This is a genomic window from Apilactobacillus waqarii (assembly GCF_019061205.1).
GTDB lineage: Bacteria > Bacillota > Bacilli > Lactobacillales > Lactobacillaceae > Apilactobacillus > Apilactobacillus waqarii.
In genome coordinates, this window is record NZ_JAHQYH010000001.1 from 111,684 (window position 1) to 129,596 (window position 17,913).

The window sequence follows — 17,913 nt, forward strand, 5'->3', positions numbered from 1 at the left end:
AATAATTAAGGAGTTAGATTGTTTTGAATAGTTTTTTGCAAAAAATATTTCACCACAGTGATCGTGGGGAAAATTCAAAGGTACCATTTAGATTAAATATTATTCTGACAGTTGTCGGAGTTTTATTTGCCATTCTAATAATCCAGTTGGGTTATCTACAAGTTATTAATGGAAACCAATATAAGGCTGAAGTTAGCAGATCAGATAATTCCGTTAAGTATGGAAATGTTCAAAGAGGGATGATTTACGATTCTACCGGTCGTGTCCTTGTTGGAAATAAAGCTCACCAAGCTATTCAATACACTAAGGGATTATCAGTAACTAGTGCTGACTTATATAAGATTGCCAACACACTAGGCAAATACTTAACTGTTGATACTTCAGCATTAACTCCTAGACAAGAAGCTGATTTTTACTTAGCTAATGCCGATAACCTTAAGAAAGTAAGCTCCAGTATTACTTTCCCTAAGGGATCAAGTACTAGTGAACAGTACGTTCTAGAACTTCAAAAAGTCATGAATGACAAGCTATACGACACAGATAAAGCAACTAAGAATGCTGCAACAATCTTCCAAAAAATGAGTGGCTCTTATCAATTATCAACTACATACATCAAGACAACCAATGTTACTAATAAGGAAATTGCCGAAATTGGTGAACATTTGGACGAAATGCCTGGTGTCCAAATTGGTGATAGTTGGACAAGAGAATATCCAAACGGTAACGCCATCCAAAGTATTGTTGGAACTGTTTCTTCCGAAAAGGTTGGTTTACCAAGTGACAGAATTAATACACTATTAGCAGAAGGTTACTCCAGAAATGATAGTGTTGGTCAAAGTTACCTAGAAGAAAAATACGAATCTACTTTACGTGGATCAAAATCACAAACCTTAATCAAGGGTGGTAGTTTAGATAAAGCTGTTAAACAATATGGTGGCCAAAAGGGTGATAACCTTCAATTAACCATTAACTCTGAATTTGAAAAGAAGATTCAATCACTAGTTGAAGAAGCTGATCAAGGTACTGGTAATTCAACAGGTGCATACGCAGTTGTCATGAACCCTAATACCGGTGGAATTATCGGTTTAGCTGGGGTTAGTCGTGATCCAGAAACTGGAAAAGAAACTCCAAATGCTCTTGGAACAATTAACAGTTCAATCGTTATGGGTTCTGTTGTTAAGGGTGCCATGATTTCTGGTGCTTTAATGGACAAGGTCATTACACCAACTAACTCTACTTTAACTGATAAGCCAATTTTAACTGGTGGAATCAGAAAGGCATCATGGTTTAACCAAGATGGAAACCATGATATTGCGCTAGATGCTTCAACTGCGCTTGAAGTTTCATCTAACTCATACATGATGCAACTAGCAATGAAAGAAGCTAAGTTCAACTACGTTGAAGGTGGAGCATTAACAATGAATCCAGACGTCTTCAACATTATGAGAGGTTACTTCAACCAATTTGGTTTAGGTGTGTACACTGGAATTGATTTACCTGGTGAAACAAAGGGTATTCAAGGTCCTAGTGGTTCAGCAAATATAGGTAAGGCACTCGATTTATCATATGGTAACTACGATGCCTACACACCAATGCAAATTGCTCAATACATTTCTACAATCGCCAATGGTGGTTACAGAATTGAACCTCACATCGTTCAAAGCATTCGTGCTTCAAGCAAGAGCGGTAAGTTAGGTCGAGTTAAATACACTGTTACACCAACTGTGCTAAACAAGATTGATATGACAGCTGCACAAAGAAAAGTTGTTACTGACGGTTTCTACAAGGTGGTTCATGGTACTAACGAATACAGAACTGGTATCACTTTAAACACTGTTAAACCTTCAATTTCTGCTAAGACTGGTACTGCCCAAACATTCTACTCAAGTGGAAAGAAGGGTTCTAAGCCAGTTGAAACAGTTACTTTGAGTTTAGGATCATTTGCTCCTTCAGATGACCCACAAGTGGTAGTTGTAGTTGCAATTCCAAACTTGCCAAGTAACGCAGAAAGCAATAATATTGACTTAGCTCAAAAGATTTATCAAGCATACTGGAAGTACGTTCAATCCGACAGTGGCTTGAAATAATTGCTGTTAAGTAATTTTCCTTAACAATATTTATATAAACTCTGGTCAAATCGAAGAAAAAATGATAATATATTAAGAGTTGAAAGTTGTTTATATAAAAATTAAAAATACAACTAACTTGGAGGTGTAACTAAGATGAGAGTACACATTACTTTAGAATGTACAGAATGTCACGAACGTAATTACTTATCAACTAAGAGTCGTCGTAACAACCCTGATCGTTTGGAATTAAAGAAATACTGTCCACGTGAAAGAAAAGTTACATTACATCGTGAAACAAAATAAGGATTCGGGTTTAAAGGCCCAAATCCTTTTTTTATATTCTGGGAAGTGAATAGATGGATAAATCAGCAGCTCGAAGTGAAATTTTAAATAAACTTAAAAATTTAGATAATAGAGAAGATGTACAATATTTATATAACCAGTTATTTGAAACTGATGAGTGGATTGCGGCAACTTCAATTGGAATAACCCTTAGTACTGATATTGAGATTGATACCAATCCAATCATTGAAAAAGCGCTAAATGATAACAAGAGAGTATATGTTCCCAAGGTGATTAATAAGAGCGATATGGATTTCATTGAGTATAATCATGAAACCGAGTTGTTCGTTAATAAAATGGGAATTTCTGAACCAGTTGGTGGTCAAGGCATCGACGTCAATGATATTGATTTATTGATTGTTCCGGGGATGGCTTTTGATATGTCTAATAATAATCGACTTGGCTATGGTGGTGGATACTATGACCGAGTTTTAGTTGATTATCCTGGAAATACTATTGCGCTTGCTGATAGAATTAGAATGTATGAAAAATCAATATGGAAAGTAGATGAGTTTGATCAACAAGTTGAAACAATTATTCACTCAAATTTCAAATAATCGTTTATACCGAAAAATAGATGATGTTCCTTTTATGACTGAAGGAATTTTAGCAATAATTATATTCGTATATTTATTTGGTATCGTTACAAATTCAACGGATGCAATTATTAATTATGGTGCTATGTATCGTCCACTAGTCCAATTTGGTCAATGGTGGAGATTCATCACACCAATATTTATTCATCTATCATTTCTACATATTTTAATGAACGGAATTAGTTTGTACTATGTAGGGATTCAGCTTGAAAAGATTTTTGGACACATTAGATTTCTTGTGATTTTCATGTTGTCAGGAATATTTGGTAACATCGCCGGATTTGCATTCTCAAATGGAGCAAGTGCTGGTGCAAGTACCGCCATCTTCGGATTGTTCGGTGTATTTTTGATGTTAGGTGAAACATTTCATGATAATATGTATGTCAGAAGAATGTCGCAAAGTTTTCTATTACTAATCGTTTTAAACATTGGATTCGACTTAATGTCACCAGATATTGATATAATAGGTCATATTGGTGGTTTAATTGCTGGGTTCTTATTACCTTACGTAGTAGGACTACCATCAGAGTTTAAAATTCCAATGGTAAAGAAGATATTGGCATTAATTGTATTGCTAGTATTTGCATATTTTTGCTTAAAAACTGGTTATTTTGCAAATTAATTAGTGCATTTTTCGTTAGGATGTGGCAAAATGAAGACGTTGTACGATGTTCAACAACTTTTAAAAAAATTTGGAATCTATGTTTACGTTGGCAAAAGATTGTGGGATATAGAGGTTATGGCTTTAGAGCTTGATCATCTACATGATGCCGGACTTGTAACTAAAGAAGAGTTCATACAGGCAAAGCTTGTATTAAAACATGAACATGGAATCGAAGAAAAGAAATAATACAATTTTTAGGAGGAAACTAAAATGGTACGTAAGTTAATTGGAATCGATTTAGGGGGTACAACAACTAAGTTGGCATTCCTAACTGATAGCGGTGAAATCTTAGATAAGTGGGCTATTACCACCGATGTAAGCGCTAACGGAGAAAATATTGTTCCAAATATCATTAACTCTATCGCAAAAAAGATGGAGGACTCTGATCATAAAATTGACGACTTTATTGGAATTGGAATGGGAACTCCAGGTTCAGTAAACCGTGAGGAAGGTACTGTAATTGGGGCATACAACCTAAACTGGAAGACTACCCAACATATTAAGGATCAAATCGAAAAAGCATTAGGCCTACCATTCGCTTTAGATAATGATGCTAACGTTGCTTCACTAGGTGAATACTGGAAGGGTGCCGGAAGTAAGGACTCAGACGTTGTATTCGTAACACTTGGAACTGGTGTTGGTGGAGGTGTTATCGTAAACGGTGAATTAGCTCACGGTGTTAACGGTGGTGCCGGCGAAATTGGTCACATTACTGTTGAACCAGGTGGATTTGAATGTACTTGTGGTAAGCGCGGTTGTCTAGAACAATACGCTTCAGCTACTGGTGTTGTTAAGGTTGCTAAGAACCTTTCAAGTGAATTCACTGGTCAATCAAGACTAAAAGAAATGATTAACTCTGGTGAAGAAGTAACTTCAAAGGTTGTCTTCTTCTTAGCTGATAACGGTGATATTTTTGCAAACCAAGTTGTAGATCATGTATGTTATTACTTAGGTCTTGCGTTAGCTAACGTTGGTAACACATTGAACCCTGATAACATTGTTATCGGTGGTGGTGTTTCAAATGCCGGAAACACTCTATTACAACCAACAACTAAGTACTTCCAAGAAAATGCATTTAGACCTGTTAGAGATTCTACCAAGATTCGTCTAGCTCAATTAGGTAACGATGCTGGGGTAATTGGTGCCGGTTCATTAGCTTTAAGAAACATTAATAAATAACATTAGGGGTGTAATAACACATGATTCCATCCATGCTTTTGATTGTTGTTATTTTGTTAGCAATCCTAATTTATAACAGCATTACAAGAATGAGAGCAAACCGTGTTGCTACTTTCGTTGATGAAGAAGAATTTAAGCGGGGTAGTCACAGAGGACAAATTGTTGACCTAAGAGAAAACAGAGATTTCGAATCTGGTCACATTTTAGGAGCCAGAAGTATTCCTTACTCAACAATCAAGATGTTTTATAAGAACATTCGAAAAGACATGCCAGTGTACTTATACGATCAAGGTAAAACTTTGAGTATTAAGACAGCTATTTTACTTGGTAATAATGGATACAAAAATATTTATATCCTAAAATCAGGTTTTAGAAACTGGGATGGAAAGACTAAGAAGTAAATAAAAAAAGCACTTTACAAATTGTAAAGTGCTTTTTTTATTGTTTCGTATTAGTTTAAGTGAGCGGAACGTTGTTTACGAACAACTCTTTTTCTGTTTTCTTCTAGTTTATCAGCTTGACCTTCAACAGGGTCTACAACTTTTTTCTTGAAAGAGAATAATGCTCCAGCAACCGCGCTTGAAGTTGCCAATGCACCAACAAAGAATCCTTTAGCGAATTTTTTCATTTTAAGTCCTCCTATATAATAATTTGCTTTACACTTACCATTATGATGTTTTTTTATTTATTTATCCAGTCTTAAGTATATTTTAATTCAATATTTTATATGCTAAACTTATATAGGCAGAAATGGTGGGATAATATGCAAAAAGTGCTAATAATTGTCGGACCAACAGCGGTCGGAAAAACAAGTTTATCAATTAAGTTGGCTAAGAAATTAAATGGTGAAGTTATTTCTGGTGATTCTATGCAGGTTTACAAACACTTAGACATTGGAACAGCCAAAGTGACAAAAGAAGAATCAGAGGGAATTGTTCATCATTTAATTGATATTATTGATGTTGACAAAAGATATTCAGCGGCTGATTTTGTTGAATCGGCTAATAAATTAATTGATGATATTCATAAGAGAGGAAAACTTCCTATTATTGTTGGAGGAACTGGATTTTATATTCAATCACTTGTCGATGGATTAAATCTTGGCGGTGATCACTATGATAATGAAGAATATAGAAATCAAATGCGTGCATTTGCCGAAGAAAACGGTAAACATGCATTGTGGCTTAAATTAAGAAGCATTGATGAAGTATCCGCCGAAAAGATTGGTGAAGAAAATGAACGCAGGGTAATTAGAGCTTTAGAGGTTTATCACAATACGGGTGTTAGATTTTCTGAACAAACCAATAATGCCGTTTCAATTGATCCATATATTATTGCACTTAATACCGATAGACAGGTGTTGTATGATCGCATCAATAAACGTGTTGATATTATGTTTAAAGAAGGATTAATCGACGAAGCGAAATGGTTAGATCAAAAAGGTGACATTTCCTTACCTGCATATAAAGGAATCGGTTACCGAGAATTCATCAACTATTTCCATGGTAATTTAGACTTAGAGGATGTTTCTGAATTAATTAAAAAGGATTCTAGACATTACGCTAAAAGACAGTTAACTTGGTTTAGAAATAAGATGAAAGTTAACTGGTATGACATAATATCTAACATGGAAGTTGTAAAAAACATCGAAAAAGATGTATTTAATTGGCTAAATGATAAAAAAGTGCCATAATATGTTAGAAGTTGTTACATTAAATGTTGACATATTAAAATATAATGTTATTATAATGTTGTTAGAAGGAGTTAGATATGAAAGAAAAGGATTTAAGACGTTCGCTTTCAGTACTTCCAATCGGAACTGTTATGAAGTTAACTAGCTTGACCGCAAGACAAATTAGATATTACGAAGAACAGGGTTTGGTTTCACCTGAAAGAAATGATGGTAACCGCCGTATGTATTCTTTGAATGATATCGATGTGATTTTAGAAATTAAGGATTATTTAGACGAAGGTTTAAATATTGCCAAGATTCAAGAAATCTACAAGAAGCGTAAAGAAGATAACAAGAGTAACGATACGAAGGAATTAACTGATCAAGAAGCACGTAAAATTTTATCTGATGAACTTTTGAACATCGGTGGATTGAATTCACATGATGCTGCAAATAATTCTTTTTAACTAATTTAATGTTGAATACGTTAGGAGTAGGTGTATATGGCTACAAAGCATGATTATTCAAAAGACGACATTCGTCGTATTGTTAAAGAAGAGGACGTAAAATTCTTACGTTTAATGTTTACTGATGTTTTAGGTACTTTAAAAAATGTTGAAGTTCCAATCAGTCAATTAGATGATTTATTAAATGACAAGATTATGTTTGATGGATCATCAATCGAAGGATTCGTAAGAATCGAAGAAAGTGACATGTATTTACATCCTGATTTATCAACTTGGATGATTTTCCCATGGAGCTCAGAACGCGGTAAGATTGCTAGAGTTATTTGTGAAGTTTACAAGACTGATGGAACACCATTTGAAGGCGATCCAAGAAATAACTTAATCCGTGTTCTAAAGGACATGAAGGATGCTGGATTTACATCATTTAACATTGGACCTGAACCTGAATTCTTCCTATTCAAGATGGATGAAGATGGCAAACCAACAGTTAAATTAAATGACGAAGGTAGCTACTTTGATATGGCACCACTTGACCTAGGTGGCAACTGTCGTCGTGAAATCGTTCTAACTTTAGAAGAAATGGGCTTTGACGTTGAAGCGGCTCACCATGAAGTTGCTCCTGGTCAACATGAAATTGATTTCGAATATGCAGATGCTCTAAACGCTGCTGACAATATTCAAACATTTAAATTAGTTGTTAAAACAATCGCAAGAAAATACGGCTTATACGCTACATTTATGCCAAAGCCACTAAGTGGTATCAATGGTTCTGGAATGCATTTAAACATGTCATTATTTGACGATAATGGTGATGTATTCTACGACGAAAATGGTGACTTGAAGTTATCAGAAACTGCTTACCACTTCTTAGGCGGTTTAATCAAACATGCTAAGAGTTACACTGCAATTTGTAACCCATTAGTAAACTCATACAAACGTCTTGTTCCTGGATACGAAGCACCAGTTTACGTTGCTTGGTCTGGTTCAAACAGATCTCCACTTATCCGAGTACCAAATGCTCGTGGACAAGCTACACGTCTTGAATTAAGAAGTGCTGATGCTTCAGCAAACCCATACCTAGCAATTGCTTCCGTTCTAGAAGCTGGTCTAGATGGTTTGAAGAACGGTATCGTACCTCCTAAGAGTGTTGACCGTAACATCTACAGAATGGATGCTCAAGAAAGAAAAGAAAACGAAATTGTTAACTTACCAGATGACTTACTAGATGCGTTAGAAGAATTATCTGCTGATGAAACAATGAAACATGCATTAGGTTCAAAGATTTTCAACAGTTACTTAGCTGCTAAGCATTTAGAATACGATGCTTACCGTGCTCAAGTTTCTGATTGGGAACGTAACCAATACATGGAAAAATACTAATAACCATTTAAAAAAGAGTCGGCTTATTGCCGGCTCTTTTTTATTTTTCAAACGTTTGTCATAATGATAAAATGAAATATGAGGTGTTTAGATTGTTAAAATTTGACGAAATGATTCAACAAGCTGTTGCCAAGTTCAATAACATGGGGCAAAAACAACAATTGCTCTTAAACGGCAATAATAAGCAACAAAAGCTATTTATCCAATTGGATTTATCTTTAGCTAAATTAGCAGAGGATTCAAAGCGTTTCTCGGTATATAAAAAAGATCAAGAAAATATTGATGTAAAAAACTATAAGGAAATGATTACTAAGGACGTTGCCAACGTGATGAAGTATTATTTGTTGTTTGCTAGCGTTCATAACTGGTTAGACATAATCGTTATCGATGAAGAAGATTACAACAAAATCACAGGCATTGCTGCTGATCGTGACTTCAATCAAGTGTATTTATCAATTAAACGAATGATGTTTAACGGTTTTTATAATCATTCAAAAAAAGATTTCCAATTTTCCTGGAAAATGTTTCTAAAATTTGGTATAGTAGACCTTGGCGTTGATGATAAATCATTGTCAGCTCAATTTAGTGAAATTAATTCATTATGAAATTTTTAATTGATTTAAAAATGATATTGACACCATGTCGATTATCCGATATAATGTTTTTTGTTGAGTTTTGATGTCGCGATAGCTCAGCTGGATAGAGCAACGGTCTTCTAAACCGTAGGTCGAGAGTTCGAATCTCTCTCGCGACATTTGAATAAATTGTTGAAGCATATCACTTATGATATGCTTTTTTTCTTGACTAAATTATTCAAAATATGTATACTTACTTTGTTGTATTTGTGGACTTTCACAGCTACAACCGCACGGACTGAGTATTAAGTCTTCTTAGTGAAGCGCTTATGTTCGGCGAGTCTAAGCATATTATTCAAGGAGGTGCACATTATGTACGCAATTATCGTAACAGGCGGAAAGCAATACAAAGTTGCTGAAGGTGAAGCAATCTACGTTGAAAAGCTAAACGCAAACGAAGGTGAAAAGGTTACTTTTGATCAAGTAGTTTTCGTTGGTGGTGACTCAGCTAAGGTTGGTACTCCACTTGTAGACGGTGCTTCAGTTGAAGGTACTGTTGAAAAGCAAGGCCGTGGTAAGAAGATTACTATTCTTCGTTACAAGCCTAAGAAGGGTTCTCGTTCTAAGAAGGGTCATAGACAACCATACACTAAGGTTATGATTGACTCAATCAAGGCTTAATTAGAGGATTAAAAATGATATTAGCAAATATTATTCATGATAAGCAAAGTGATCGAATTACTAGTTTTAGTTTATCCGGTCATGCTGATTCAGGTGAGTATGGTAAGGACATTGTATGCGCTGCAGTTTCTGTTTTATCCATTTCTACTGTAAATGGGTTGACCGAAGTTGCTAACCTAGAACCTAAAGTTGTCAGTGATGACATCGAAGGTGGTTTTATGGAAGTTACAGTCCCTGAAGCTAATTCTTCCGAAGATGATATTGCTGCTCAAGCAATTTTATCAACATTCCAAAACGGAATGCGGGATATTTCTCAAAGTTATGCTGATTATATTAAATTAGATATTACAATAGATTAAATTGTACGGAGGTGTAATCCAATGTTAGAAATGAATTTACAATTCTTCTCTCACCATAAAGGGGGAGGTTCAACAGCCAATGGTCGTGACTCTGCAGGTCGTCGTCTAGGTACAAAGGCTGCTGATGGATCAAAAGTTACTACTGGTTCAATCATTTACCGTCAACGTGGTACTCACATTTACCCAGGTAAAAACGTTAAGCGTGCCGGTGATGATACTTTATTTGCTTTAGTTGATGGTGTTGTACGTTTCGAACGTATGGGCCGCAGCAAGCGCCAAGTTTCAGTATACCCAGTATCTGAAGCAGTTGCTAAGTAATTAGTGAATAATGTAGAAAAAGCCTGATTTATTTTCAGGCTTTTTTTATTACCAAAGACTTATTTAAATAAAGCTAACATGATACAATAGTAGTAACGATTACGATTGCAATCGCTGCACTAACATTGCTATCATATAAAACATATTAGTAATACTAGGAGGAGTTTTAATCATGGCAACAATTTCAACTGCCCAATTTAAAACAGGATTAACTATTGAAGTAGATAACGCAATTTGGCGTATCATCAACTTCCAACACGTAAAGCCAGGTAAGGGTGGTGCGTTCGTACGTACTAAACTTAAGAACCTAAGAACAGGTGCTGTTCAAGACAAGACTTTCCGTGCCGGTGCTAAGATGGAACAAGCACAAATTGACACTAGAAACATGCAATACCTATACGAAGATGGTGCAGGTTACGTATTCATGGATATGGATTCATACGAACAAATTACTGTACCTGGTGACAAGATCAAAGATGCTTTAAACTACTTACAAGAAAACATGGACGTAAGTATCGTTCAATACGAAAACGAAGTTATCGGTATTGAAGTACCAAACACTGTTACTCTAGAAGTTGCAGAAACTGAACCAAGTATCAAAGGTAACACTGCTTCAGGTGGAAGCAAGCCAGCTACTATGACTACTGGTTTAATTGTACAAGTACCATTCTTTGTTAACGCTGGCGATAAGCTAGTTATTAACACCAATGATGCAACATACATCTCAAGAGCTTAATTAATAAATAATTGATGCTTTTATTTTGATTGGAGGGTAATTTTTATGGCAGAACAAACAAATATTTCTTTACCAAAGGCTAGTTCAAAGTTTGGGGATATTCAAATCTCACCAAACGTATTGGAAGTAATCGCAAGTATTGCCTCTGTCCAAGTAAAGGGCGTAAAGCGCATGCGTGGATCATTGGCAACAAGTGTTAATGAACTATTCGGTCGTAAAGAAATGGGTAAGGGCATTAGACTTAATTTTAAAGATGAAAAATTAATCGTTGATGTTTACGTATATCTAAATTACGGGGTTTCTGTTCCTAAAGTTGCTCTAGAAATTCAAGAACAAGTAAAACAACAACTTCTATTCATGACTGAACTTGATTTAGGTGAAGTTAATGTTCATGTAGAAGGTGTCGTTCATGAAAAACAAGATAAAAAAGCTAATTCAAAAAGTTTATTAAACGGCAATAGTAGCGATAAGGGTGAAAAATAGTGGAATTTACTAGACATAAAATAAGAGAGTATGCATTTCAAACATTGTTTGCTATCAATGCAAATGATACAACCGATAAAGAACTATTTTTTCATGCTATCTCAAGAACCGATGAAGAAACAGAAATTCCATCTTACTACAACACTTTAGTAGATGGAGTTATCGAAAATAAGGATAGCTTAGATGATAGTATAATCTCATATCTTGTTTCCGGTTGGTCCATTAACAGAATTGCCAAGACAGATCTTGCAATTCTAAGACTTGCGTTTTTTGAAATTAAATACGTTGACGATGTCCCTACAAAGGTGGCAATCAATGAAGCGTTAGAATTAACAAAGAAATACAGTGATGATCACTCAAGAAAATTTGTTAATGGAGTTTTATCAAACACAATTGCTTAAGAAAAAATGATTCGCTTAAAAGCGAGTCTTTTTTTTATTACATAAACATTTTTTTATATGCTAAAATAAAAGAGAATTAAATAATCCTTTGGAGGTTTTACGATGAGCAATATTATTGATGGAAGATCTTTAGCAAAGAAAGTTAATGAAGAGACTGCAGATATGGTCTCAGAATTAAACGAACAAGGTAAAAATCCTTGTCTAGCTGTGATTATCGTCGGGGATGATCAAGCTAGCCACCGCTATGTGAGAAGCAAGCATAAGAAAGCTCAACAATTAGGAATTAAGTCAATCGTTAAGGCTCTTCCTGCAGAAACCACTGAAGACGAATTATTAAACATATTGAACGACTATAATCATGACGATGACATTGATGCAATTTTGATTCAATCACCACTACCAAAACACATCAACGAAAAATACGTTATGAGTCAAATTAACCCAGATAAAGACGTGGATGGATTCCAAGTGATTAATTCTGGTAAGTTATTCTTAAACGAACAAAGTAACTATCCTGTTGCATGTACACCAAAGGGTGTTATGACTATGTTTGAAGAATATGGTATTGATTTAAAGGGTAAAAAAGCAGTCGTAATTGGTAGAAGTACCATCGTGGGTAGACCAATGGCAGCTTTATTAATCAATGCTGGTGCAGAAGTAACAGTGTTAAACCATTATGCAAATATTAAAGAATACACATTAGACGCCGATATTATCGTATCTGCTACTGGTAAGGTTAATACAGTAACAGAAAGTGATGTAAAAGATGGCGTAGTTGTAATTGACGTTGGTCAAAACGTGAATGATGAAGGTAAATTAGTTGGAGACGTTGATTATGATGGTATTGCTAAGAAAGCCTCATACATAACTCCTGTACCTGGTGGTGTTGGTCCAATGACCATCGCTACATTGATGAGACAAACCGTAGAACTATCAAAGTGGAGTGATATTAATGGGTAATGATTACCTAAGTGTTAGCGATTTAACAAGCTATATTAAGAAAAAATTTGATCGTGATCCCTATCTAGATAAGGTTTATTTAACTGGTGAAATTTCTAACTTTAGATTGAGACCAGCACATCAATACTTTAGCTTGAAGGATGATAACGCTAAGATTAGCGCTATCATGTTTAAATCTGCTTTCGATAAGGTTAAGTTTAAACCCGAAGAAGGAATGAAAGTATTAGTTACTGGTAGAATTTCAGTCTATGAAGCAACCGGTAACTATCAAATTTATATTGATCACATGGAACCAGATGGTGTTGGTGCCTTGTATCAAGCATATGAACAATTAAAGAAAAAACTATCTGATGAAGGATTATTCAATGCTCCTAAAAAGGCCTTGGAAAAGTATCCAAAGAGAATTGCGGTAGTTACTTCACCTAGTGGAGCTGTTATTAGAGATATTATTACAACCACTAGAAGAAGATATCCAATTGCTCAAATCGTTTTATATCCTGCCGTCGTGCAAGGGGATGCAGCCGCTTCTGACATTGTTCGTCAAATCAATCGTGTAAATGAACGAGGTGATTTTGACACATTAATTATTGGACGTGGTGGAGGTTCGATTGAAGACCTTTGGCCATTTAACGAAGAAATCGTTGCCAGAGCAATCTTCGATAGTAAGATTCCAGTGATTTCTTCAGTTGGACACGAAACCGACACAACAATTGCTGATTTAGTTGCGGATGTAAGAGCAGCTACACCAACCGCTGCTGCTGAATTAGCGGTACCAGTATTGACTGAAGTCATGACTGATATTAAAAATGACCAAGTACGAATTTTTAATGCTTTTAGAAACAAGTTAAATCAATTACAACAACGTTTAGCTAAAATCCAACAATCATACATTTTCAAGCAACCTGAACGTTTGTATGATTCATACGTCCAAAAGATTGATATGCTAAACGAAAGATTGATGAACGCTCTAAAGGAAAAAATCAACCAGTCCGATAGAAAGTTAAATGATTTAGTATATAATCTAAAAATTAATTCACCAAAGAACTTAATTAAAGAACAACAACAAGCTTTACAAGTACAAGAAAATCAATTAAAGAGAAACATTATGTTGTTGATTCAAAATAAGCAAAATCAACTAACACAGAGAATTGACGCTTTAGATCATTTAAGCCCGTTAAAGGTTATGTCTCGCGGATTTAGTTTTACAACTAATAGCGAAGGCAAGGTCGTAAAGAAAATTGACGACATTAAGAAAAATGATGATATTGAACTAAAATTAATTGATGGATATGCGAAAGCAACTGTTAACGAAGTGAAAAAGGAGAGTAAATAATGGCTGAAAAAGCAAGCTTTGAAGATAACATGAACAAACTAGAACAAATCGTTTCCGAATTAGAACAAGGTGACATTCCTTTGGAAAAGGCACTAAGTGAATTCCAAAAAGGTGTTAAGCTAAGTGGCGAACTACAAAGTACTTTGAAGAATGCTGAAAAGACATTGGCTAAAGAAATGACAGATGATGATTCTGAAGTTTCATTTGAAAAAGAAAGTGAAGATAAGTAATGAGTCAATCTGTAGTTTTATCTGATTTTATTGATGAATATAAACCACAAATTGAAAGCCAATTAGCTAATCAAGTAAAAAAAGATGTTAGCAATGATCAACTTGCTGAATCAATGAGTTATTCATTGATGGCTGGTGGGAAAAGATTAAGACCGCTAATGAGCATTGCAACCTTAAAGACATTAAATCATGAAATGACTGACGATGATTTAAAAGCAATTAGCGCACTTGAATTATTACACACTTATTCATTAATCCATGACGACTTGCCAGCTATGGATGATGATGATTTAAGACGTGGTAAAAAGACTAATCACGTTATTTATGGTGCTGGTCTAGCCACATTGGCTGGTGATGGATTATTAACATTGGCCTTTCAATGGCTAACAGATAACGCCTTAGACGATCACAAGAAGGCGCAATTAGTTTATTATCTATCTAGATTCGCCGGCCCATCAGGGATGGTTGCCGGTCAATCAATTGATATTTTGAATGAAAACAAGCAGCTTTCCTTGGATGAAATTAAAACATTACATGAAGGAAAAACTGGTGCATTGATTAGATATGCAATGGTTGCAGGTGGTATCTTGGCAAATGCCAGTCATGATGTGATTGATAAATTAGATCAATTTGGTGCCGACTATGGTTTGGCCTTTCAAATTTACGATGACATCTTAGATGTTGTTTCCAGTCAAGAAGAACTAGGGAAACCAGTGCACCAAGATGGCGTCAAAAACACTTATACTAATCATTTAGGATTAGATAAGGCATATTCTTACTTAGAAGACACAATTAGCCATAGCCGCCAAATTTTAGACGAATTAAAAGACGAAAATGATGTCGATACAGAATTGTTATCATCATTTTTAGATTACTTTAAAATAGAAAAATAGGAGTAGTTCGCATGAAAAAAGAAAGAGTAGACGTGCTACTTGTTCAACAGGGTATTTTTGATACAAGAGAAAAAGCCAAGAGAGCCGTAATGGCCGGCGAAGTTTTAGGTAAAAACGAAGAACGTTTGGATAAACCAGGTGTTAAGATTCCTGAAGACACAAAGTTGCATTTAAAAGGAAAACCAATGCCATACGTTAGTCGAGGTGGCCTAAAGCTTGAAAAAGCCTTGAAGGTATTTAATCTTGATGTTAAAGATAAGACTGTTTTGGATATCGGTTCATCCACTGGTGGATTTACTGATGTGATGTTACAAAATGGTGCTAAAAAAAGTTATGCTTTAGACGTTGGTAGTAACCAACTAGTATGGAAGCTTCGTGAAGATCCACGAGTTGTTGTGATGGAACACACCAACTTTAGATACTCAAAGCTAGATGATTTTACAGAAGGTCAACCAGAATTTGCTTCAATTGACGTTTCTTTCATTTCACTTCACTTGATTTTGCCACCACTAAAAGATATTCTTGTAAAAAATGGGCACGTTGCGGCGTTAATTAAGCCACAATTTGAAGCTGGAAGAGATAAAATCGGTAAGCACGGTATCGTCAGAGACCACGCCGTTCATGCCGAAGTTTTAGAAGACATTATAAAATTTGCCGTTAGCGCTGGATACTCAGTTGAAGGATTAGATTTCTCACCAATCAAAGGTGGCGAAGGGAATATTGAATTCTTAGTAGACTTAAAGTCTGTTGACAATCCCTCAATTAATCCAGATATTTCGATTGAAGATACTATCAAACGAGCTGACGAACTAAAGTAATGAAAGGGAGTCTTTTGATTGCTTGAAAACCTATCAATTAGCGATTTTGCGATTATCGACCATTTGGAAATTGATTTTTCCAATGGAATGACTGTTTTAACTGGTGAAACTGGTGCTGGTAAGTCAATTATTATCGATGCTGTTGGCCTATTAGCCGGTGGCAGAGGTTCACAAAACTTTATTAGAACTGGTAGTAACAAGTTATTAATTCAAGGTTTATTTGTATTCCCTGAAGATGGTCTAACCTATAAAGTGTTAGATGACATGGGAATTGATCATAGCGATAATAGCGTCATTTTACAAAGAGAAATCTATAGAAATGGTCGCAATATTTGTCGTGTCAATGGGATGCTTGTTAATACCACAATGCTAAAGAAAATTGGTGAGACAATCGTTGATATTCATGGTCAAAATGAACATCAAGAATTAATGCAACCAGAAAGACACGTTCATTTACTTGATGAATTTGGTCATAAACAAATTGGTGATACTTTAACTAAGTACCAAGAAACTTTTGATCACTATCAACAATTGAAAGCATCAATCAAAGAAAAACGTGGTAATGAAAAAGAATGGTCACAACGTCTTGATATGTTGGAATTTCAGGAAAATGAAATTAGCAATGCACATCTAGAAGTTGGTGAAGAAGAAGAATTAGTCAGCCAAAGAGACCACTTGCTTAACTACCAAAAAATTGTTGATGCCTTAAACATGAGTTTTAGTGCTATTAACGGTGATGAAACATTTAATCCTTTAGATGTAATTGGTGAAGCCAAGAATTCAATGGAATCAATTGAAGAAGTTGACCCTCAATTTAGAGAAATTTCTGACAACATCAAAAATGCCTTTTATTTATTACAAGATGCTTCTGACAATATTTCTGATCAAATGGACTTACAAGAATTTGACCAAGGTCGTTTAGAAGAAATCGAAGAAAGATTGAATGTCATTTACGGTTTAAAGCGTAAGTATGGTGATTCAATTGAACAAATCCTAAAGCATTACGATAATGTTGTTAAGGAACTTTCCACCATGCAAGCTGATCAAACTACTGGTGAAGATTTAAACGAACAATACGAATCAACCGTAAACAAATTGAGTGATTTAGCTGATGAATTGAACACAGAGCGTCACGCTGTTGCAACTAAGCTGGAAGAAGCAGTGCATGACCAGCTATCTGACTTATACATGGCTAAGACCGAGTTTAAAGTTAACTTTGAAAAGTTGCCAATCGGTGAATTCCACAGATACGGCACAGAACGTGTTGAATTCTATATGAGAACCAATCCAGGAGAAGCAATGTTACCACTATCAAAGATTGCTTCCGGTGGTGAACTATCTAGAATTATGTTGGCACTAAAGACACTATTCACTAATATGCAAGGTGTCACATCAATCATCTTTGATGAAGTAGATACTGGTGTTTCCGGTAGAGTTGCTCAAGCAATTGCCGAAAAAATCAGTAAAATTGCACAAAAATCTCAGGTTTTATGTATTACGCATTTACCACAGGTTGCGGCAATGTCTGATCATCATTACTTCATTGAAAAGAAAATTGATAAGAATCGTACCAAAACAAGTATCATCAAGTTATCAGTTCAAAAACGTGTTGATGAACTTGCTAGAATGTTGTCTGGTACAACGGTCACTGATTTAACGCTTCAACACGCTAACGAATTACTAAAATTAGCTGATGAAACCAAAAAATAAATTTGAAAAAATCGTTAAAATAAGCGATAATGGTAGTATTATAAAAT

Annotated in this window: 24 protein-coding genes, 1 tRNA gene and 1 other annotated feature; of the genes, 24 read left to right on the top strand and 1 reads right to left on the bottom strand. The window is 35.2% G+C overall.

Annotated elements, in window-relative coordinates; all coding sequences use genetic code 11:
- Nucleotides 1–23: 23 nt before the first annotated feature.
- The 7 genes from KTJ72_RS00500 to KTJ72_RS00530 all read left to right on the top strand — a co-directional run bounded on the left by KTJ72_RS00500 (nucleotide 24) and on the right by KTJ72_RS00530 (nucleotide 5,251).
- On the top strand, nucleotides 24–2,087 hold the full coding sequence (locus tag KTJ72_RS00500) for a peptidoglycan D,D-transpeptidase FtsI family protein (protein ID WP_238337189.1): 2,064 nt from the start codon (nucleotides 24–26) through the stop codon (nucleotides 2,085–2,087).
- A gap of 135 nt (nucleotides 2,088–2,222) precedes the next feature.
- Nucleotides 2,223–2,372 carry a 50S ribosomal protein L33 gene (gene rpmG, locus KTJ72_RS00505; RefSeq protein WP_034530852.1) on the top strand — a complete coding sequence of 50 codons (150 nt, stop codon included), beginning with the start codon at nucleotides 2,223–2,225 and terminating at the stop codon, nucleotides 2,370–2,372.
- 53 nt (nucleotides 2,373–2,425) lie between these two features.
- Nucleotides 2,426–2,968 carry a 5-formyltetrahydrofolate cyclo-ligase gene (locus tag KTJ72_RS00510; RefSeq protein ID WP_217303878.1) on the top strand — a complete coding sequence of 181 codons (543 nt, stop codon included), beginning with the start codon at nucleotides 2,426–2,428 and terminating at the stop codon, nucleotides 2,966–2,968.
- Between the two features lie 34 nt (nucleotides 2,969–3,002).
- Entirely contained in the window at nucleotides 3,003–3,629 is a 627-nt protein-coding gene (locus KTJ72_RS00515) for a rhomboid family intramembrane serine protease (RefSeq protein ID WP_054608283.1), read from the top strand.
- Nucleotides 3,630–3,659: 30 nt separating this feature from the next.
- Nucleotides 3,660–3,857 (top strand): YqgQ family protein, encoded by a 198-nt coding sequence (locus KTJ72_RS00520; protein WP_034530853.1) that lies wholly within the window; start codon nucleotides 3,660–3,662, stop codon nucleotides 3,855–3,857.
- A gap of 24 nt (nucleotides 3,858–3,881) precedes the next feature.
- Entirely contained in the window at nucleotides 3,882–4,850 is a 969-nt protein-coding gene (locus tag KTJ72_RS00525) for an ROK family glucokinase (RefSeq protein WP_034530854.1), read from the top strand.
- Nucleotides 4,851–4,870: 20 nt separating this feature from the next.
- A complete protein-coding gene (locus KTJ72_RS00530; RefSeq protein ID WP_217303879.1) occupies nucleotides 4,871–5,251 on the top strand; it encodes a rhodanese-like domain-containing protein in 381 nt (126 codons plus the stop codon).
- 50 nt (nucleotides 5,252–5,301) lie between these two features.
- Here KTJ72_RS00530 and KTJ72_RS00535 read toward each other — a convergent pair whose 3' ends face one another.
- Nucleotides 5,302–5,478 (bottom strand): DUF3042 family protein, encoded by a 177-nt coding sequence (locus KTJ72_RS00535; RefSeq protein ID WP_034531052.1) that lies wholly within the window; start codon nucleotides 5,476–5,478, stop codon nucleotides 5,302–5,304.
- 135 nt (nucleotides 5,479–5,613) lie between these two features.
- On the opposite strand from KTJ72_RS00535, the gene miaA reads away from it, so the two are divergent.
- The 17 genes from miaA to recN all read left to right on the top strand — a co-directional run bounded on the left by miaA (nucleotide 5,614) and on the right by recN (nucleotide 17,866).
- Complete coding sequence (gene miaA, locus KTJ72_RS00540; RefSeq protein ID WP_034535286.1) at nucleotides 5,614–6,543, top strand: tRNA (adenosine(37)-N6)-dimethylallyltransferase MiaA; 930 nt, start codon at nucleotides 5,614–5,616, stop codon at nucleotides 6,541–6,543.
- Between the two features lie 77 nt (nucleotides 6,544–6,620).
- The gene (locus tag KTJ72_RS00545) at nucleotides 6,621–6,989 is read left to right on the top strand and encodes a MerR family transcriptional regulator (RefSeq protein ID WP_034531054.1); all 369 of its coding nucleotides are present in this window, start codon (nucleotides 6,621–6,623) and stop codon (nucleotides 6,987–6,989) included.
- 36 nt (nucleotides 6,990–7,025) lie between these two features.
- Nucleotides 7,026–8,369 carry a type I glutamate--ammonia ligase gene (glnA, locus tag KTJ72_RS00550; RefSeq protein ID WP_034535287.1) on the top strand — a complete coding sequence of 448 codons (1,344 nt, stop codon included), beginning with the start codon at nucleotides 7,026–7,028 and terminating at the stop codon, nucleotides 8,367–8,369.
- 92 nt (nucleotides 8,370–8,461) lie between these two features.
- On the top strand, nucleotides 8,462–8,974 hold the full coding sequence (locus tag KTJ72_RS00555; protein WP_034533498.1) for a hypothetical protein: 513 nt from the start codon (nucleotides 8,462–8,464) through the stop codon (nucleotides 8,972–8,974).
- Nucleotides 8,975–9,049: 75 nt separating this feature from the next.
- A tRNA-Arg gene (locus KTJ72_RS00560) sits at nucleotides 9,050–9,123 on the top strand.
- A gap of 98 nt (nucleotides 9,124–9,221) precedes the next feature.
- Nucleotides 9,222–9,298, top strand: a sequence feature (ribosomal protein L21 leader region).
- 18 nt (nucleotides 9,299–9,316) lie between these two features.
- A complete protein-coding gene (rplU, locus tag KTJ72_RS00565; RefSeq protein WP_034531057.1) occupies nucleotides 9,317–9,625 on the top strand; it encodes a 50S ribosomal protein L21 in 309 nt (102 codons plus the stop codon).
- Nucleotides 9,626–9,639: 14 nt separating this feature from the next.
- A complete protein-coding gene (locus KTJ72_RS00570) occupies nucleotides 9,640–9,984 on the top strand; it encodes a ribosomal-processing cysteine protease Prp (protein ID WP_034533500.1) in 345 nt (114 codons plus the stop codon).
- A 21-nt stretch (nucleotides 9,985–10,005) separates the two neighbouring features.
- Complete coding sequence (rpmA, locus tag KTJ72_RS00575) at nucleotides 10,006–10,302, top strand: 50S ribosomal protein L27 (protein ID WP_034531059.1); 297 nt, start codon at nucleotides 10,006–10,008, stop codon at nucleotides 10,300–10,302.
- Between the two features lie 172 nt (nucleotides 10,303–10,474).
- Complete coding sequence (gene efp, locus KTJ72_RS00580) at nucleotides 10,475–11,038, top strand: elongation factor P (RefSeq protein ID WP_034531060.1); 564 nt, start codon at nucleotides 10,475–10,477, stop codon at nucleotides 11,036–11,038.
- A 45-nt stretch (nucleotides 11,039–11,083) separates the two neighbouring features.
- Nucleotides 11,084–11,521 (top strand): Asp23/Gls24 family envelope stress response protein, encoded by a 438-nt coding sequence (locus KTJ72_RS00585; RefSeq protein WP_034533502.1) that lies wholly within the window; start codon nucleotides 11,084–11,086, stop codon nucleotides 11,519–11,521.
- Nucleotides 11,521–11,922 carry a transcription antitermination factor NusB gene (gene nusB, locus KTJ72_RS00590; RefSeq protein WP_034531062.1) on the top strand — a complete coding sequence of 134 codons (402 nt, stop codon included), beginning with the start codon at nucleotides 11,521–11,523 and terminating at the stop codon, nucleotides 11,920–11,922. Before KTJ72_RS00585 ends, nusB begins: the two co-directional genes overlap by 1 nt.
- A gap of 102 nt (nucleotides 11,923–12,024) precedes the next feature.
- On the top strand, nucleotides 12,025–12,882 hold the full coding sequence (locus KTJ72_RS00595) for a bifunctional 5,10-methylenetetrahydrofolate dehydrogenase/5,10-methenyltetrahydrofolate cyclohydrolase (protein WP_094751198.1): 858 nt from the start codon (nucleotides 12,025–12,027) through the stop codon (nucleotides 12,880–12,882).
- Nucleotides 12,875–14,215, top strand: a complete 1,341-nt coding sequence (gene xseA / locus KTJ72_RS00600; RefSeq protein WP_217303880.1) for an exodeoxyribonuclease VII large subunit — start codon at nucleotides 12,875–12,877, stop codon at nucleotides 14,213–14,215. The genes KTJ72_RS00595 and xseA overlap by 8 nt, the downstream gene beginning before the upstream one ends.
- Nucleotides 14,215–14,445, top strand: coding sequence for an exodeoxyribonuclease VII small subunit (locus tag KTJ72_RS00605; protein WP_034533508.1), 231 nt, complete (start codon nucleotides 14,215–14,217; stop codon nucleotides 14,443–14,445). Before xseA ends, KTJ72_RS00605 begins: the two co-directional genes overlap by 1 nt.
- A complete protein-coding gene (locus KTJ72_RS00610) occupies nucleotides 14,445–15,338 on the top strand; it encodes a polyprenyl synthetase family protein (protein WP_034533510.1) in 894 nt (297 codons plus the stop codon). Before KTJ72_RS00605 ends, KTJ72_RS00610 begins: the two co-directional genes overlap by 1 nt.
- Before the next feature lie 11 nt (nucleotides 15,339–15,349).
- A complete protein-coding gene (locus KTJ72_RS00615; RefSeq protein ID WP_034531067.1) occupies nucleotides 15,350–16,156 on the top strand; it encodes a TlyA family RNA methyltransferase in 807 nt (268 codons plus the stop codon).
- Between the two features lie 18 nt (nucleotides 16,157–16,174).
- Entirely contained in the window at nucleotides 16,175–17,866 is a 1,692-nt protein-coding gene (recN, locus tag KTJ72_RS00620) for a DNA repair protein RecN (protein WP_041152298.1), read from the top strand.
- Nucleotides 17,867–17,913 lie beyond the last annotated feature (47 nt).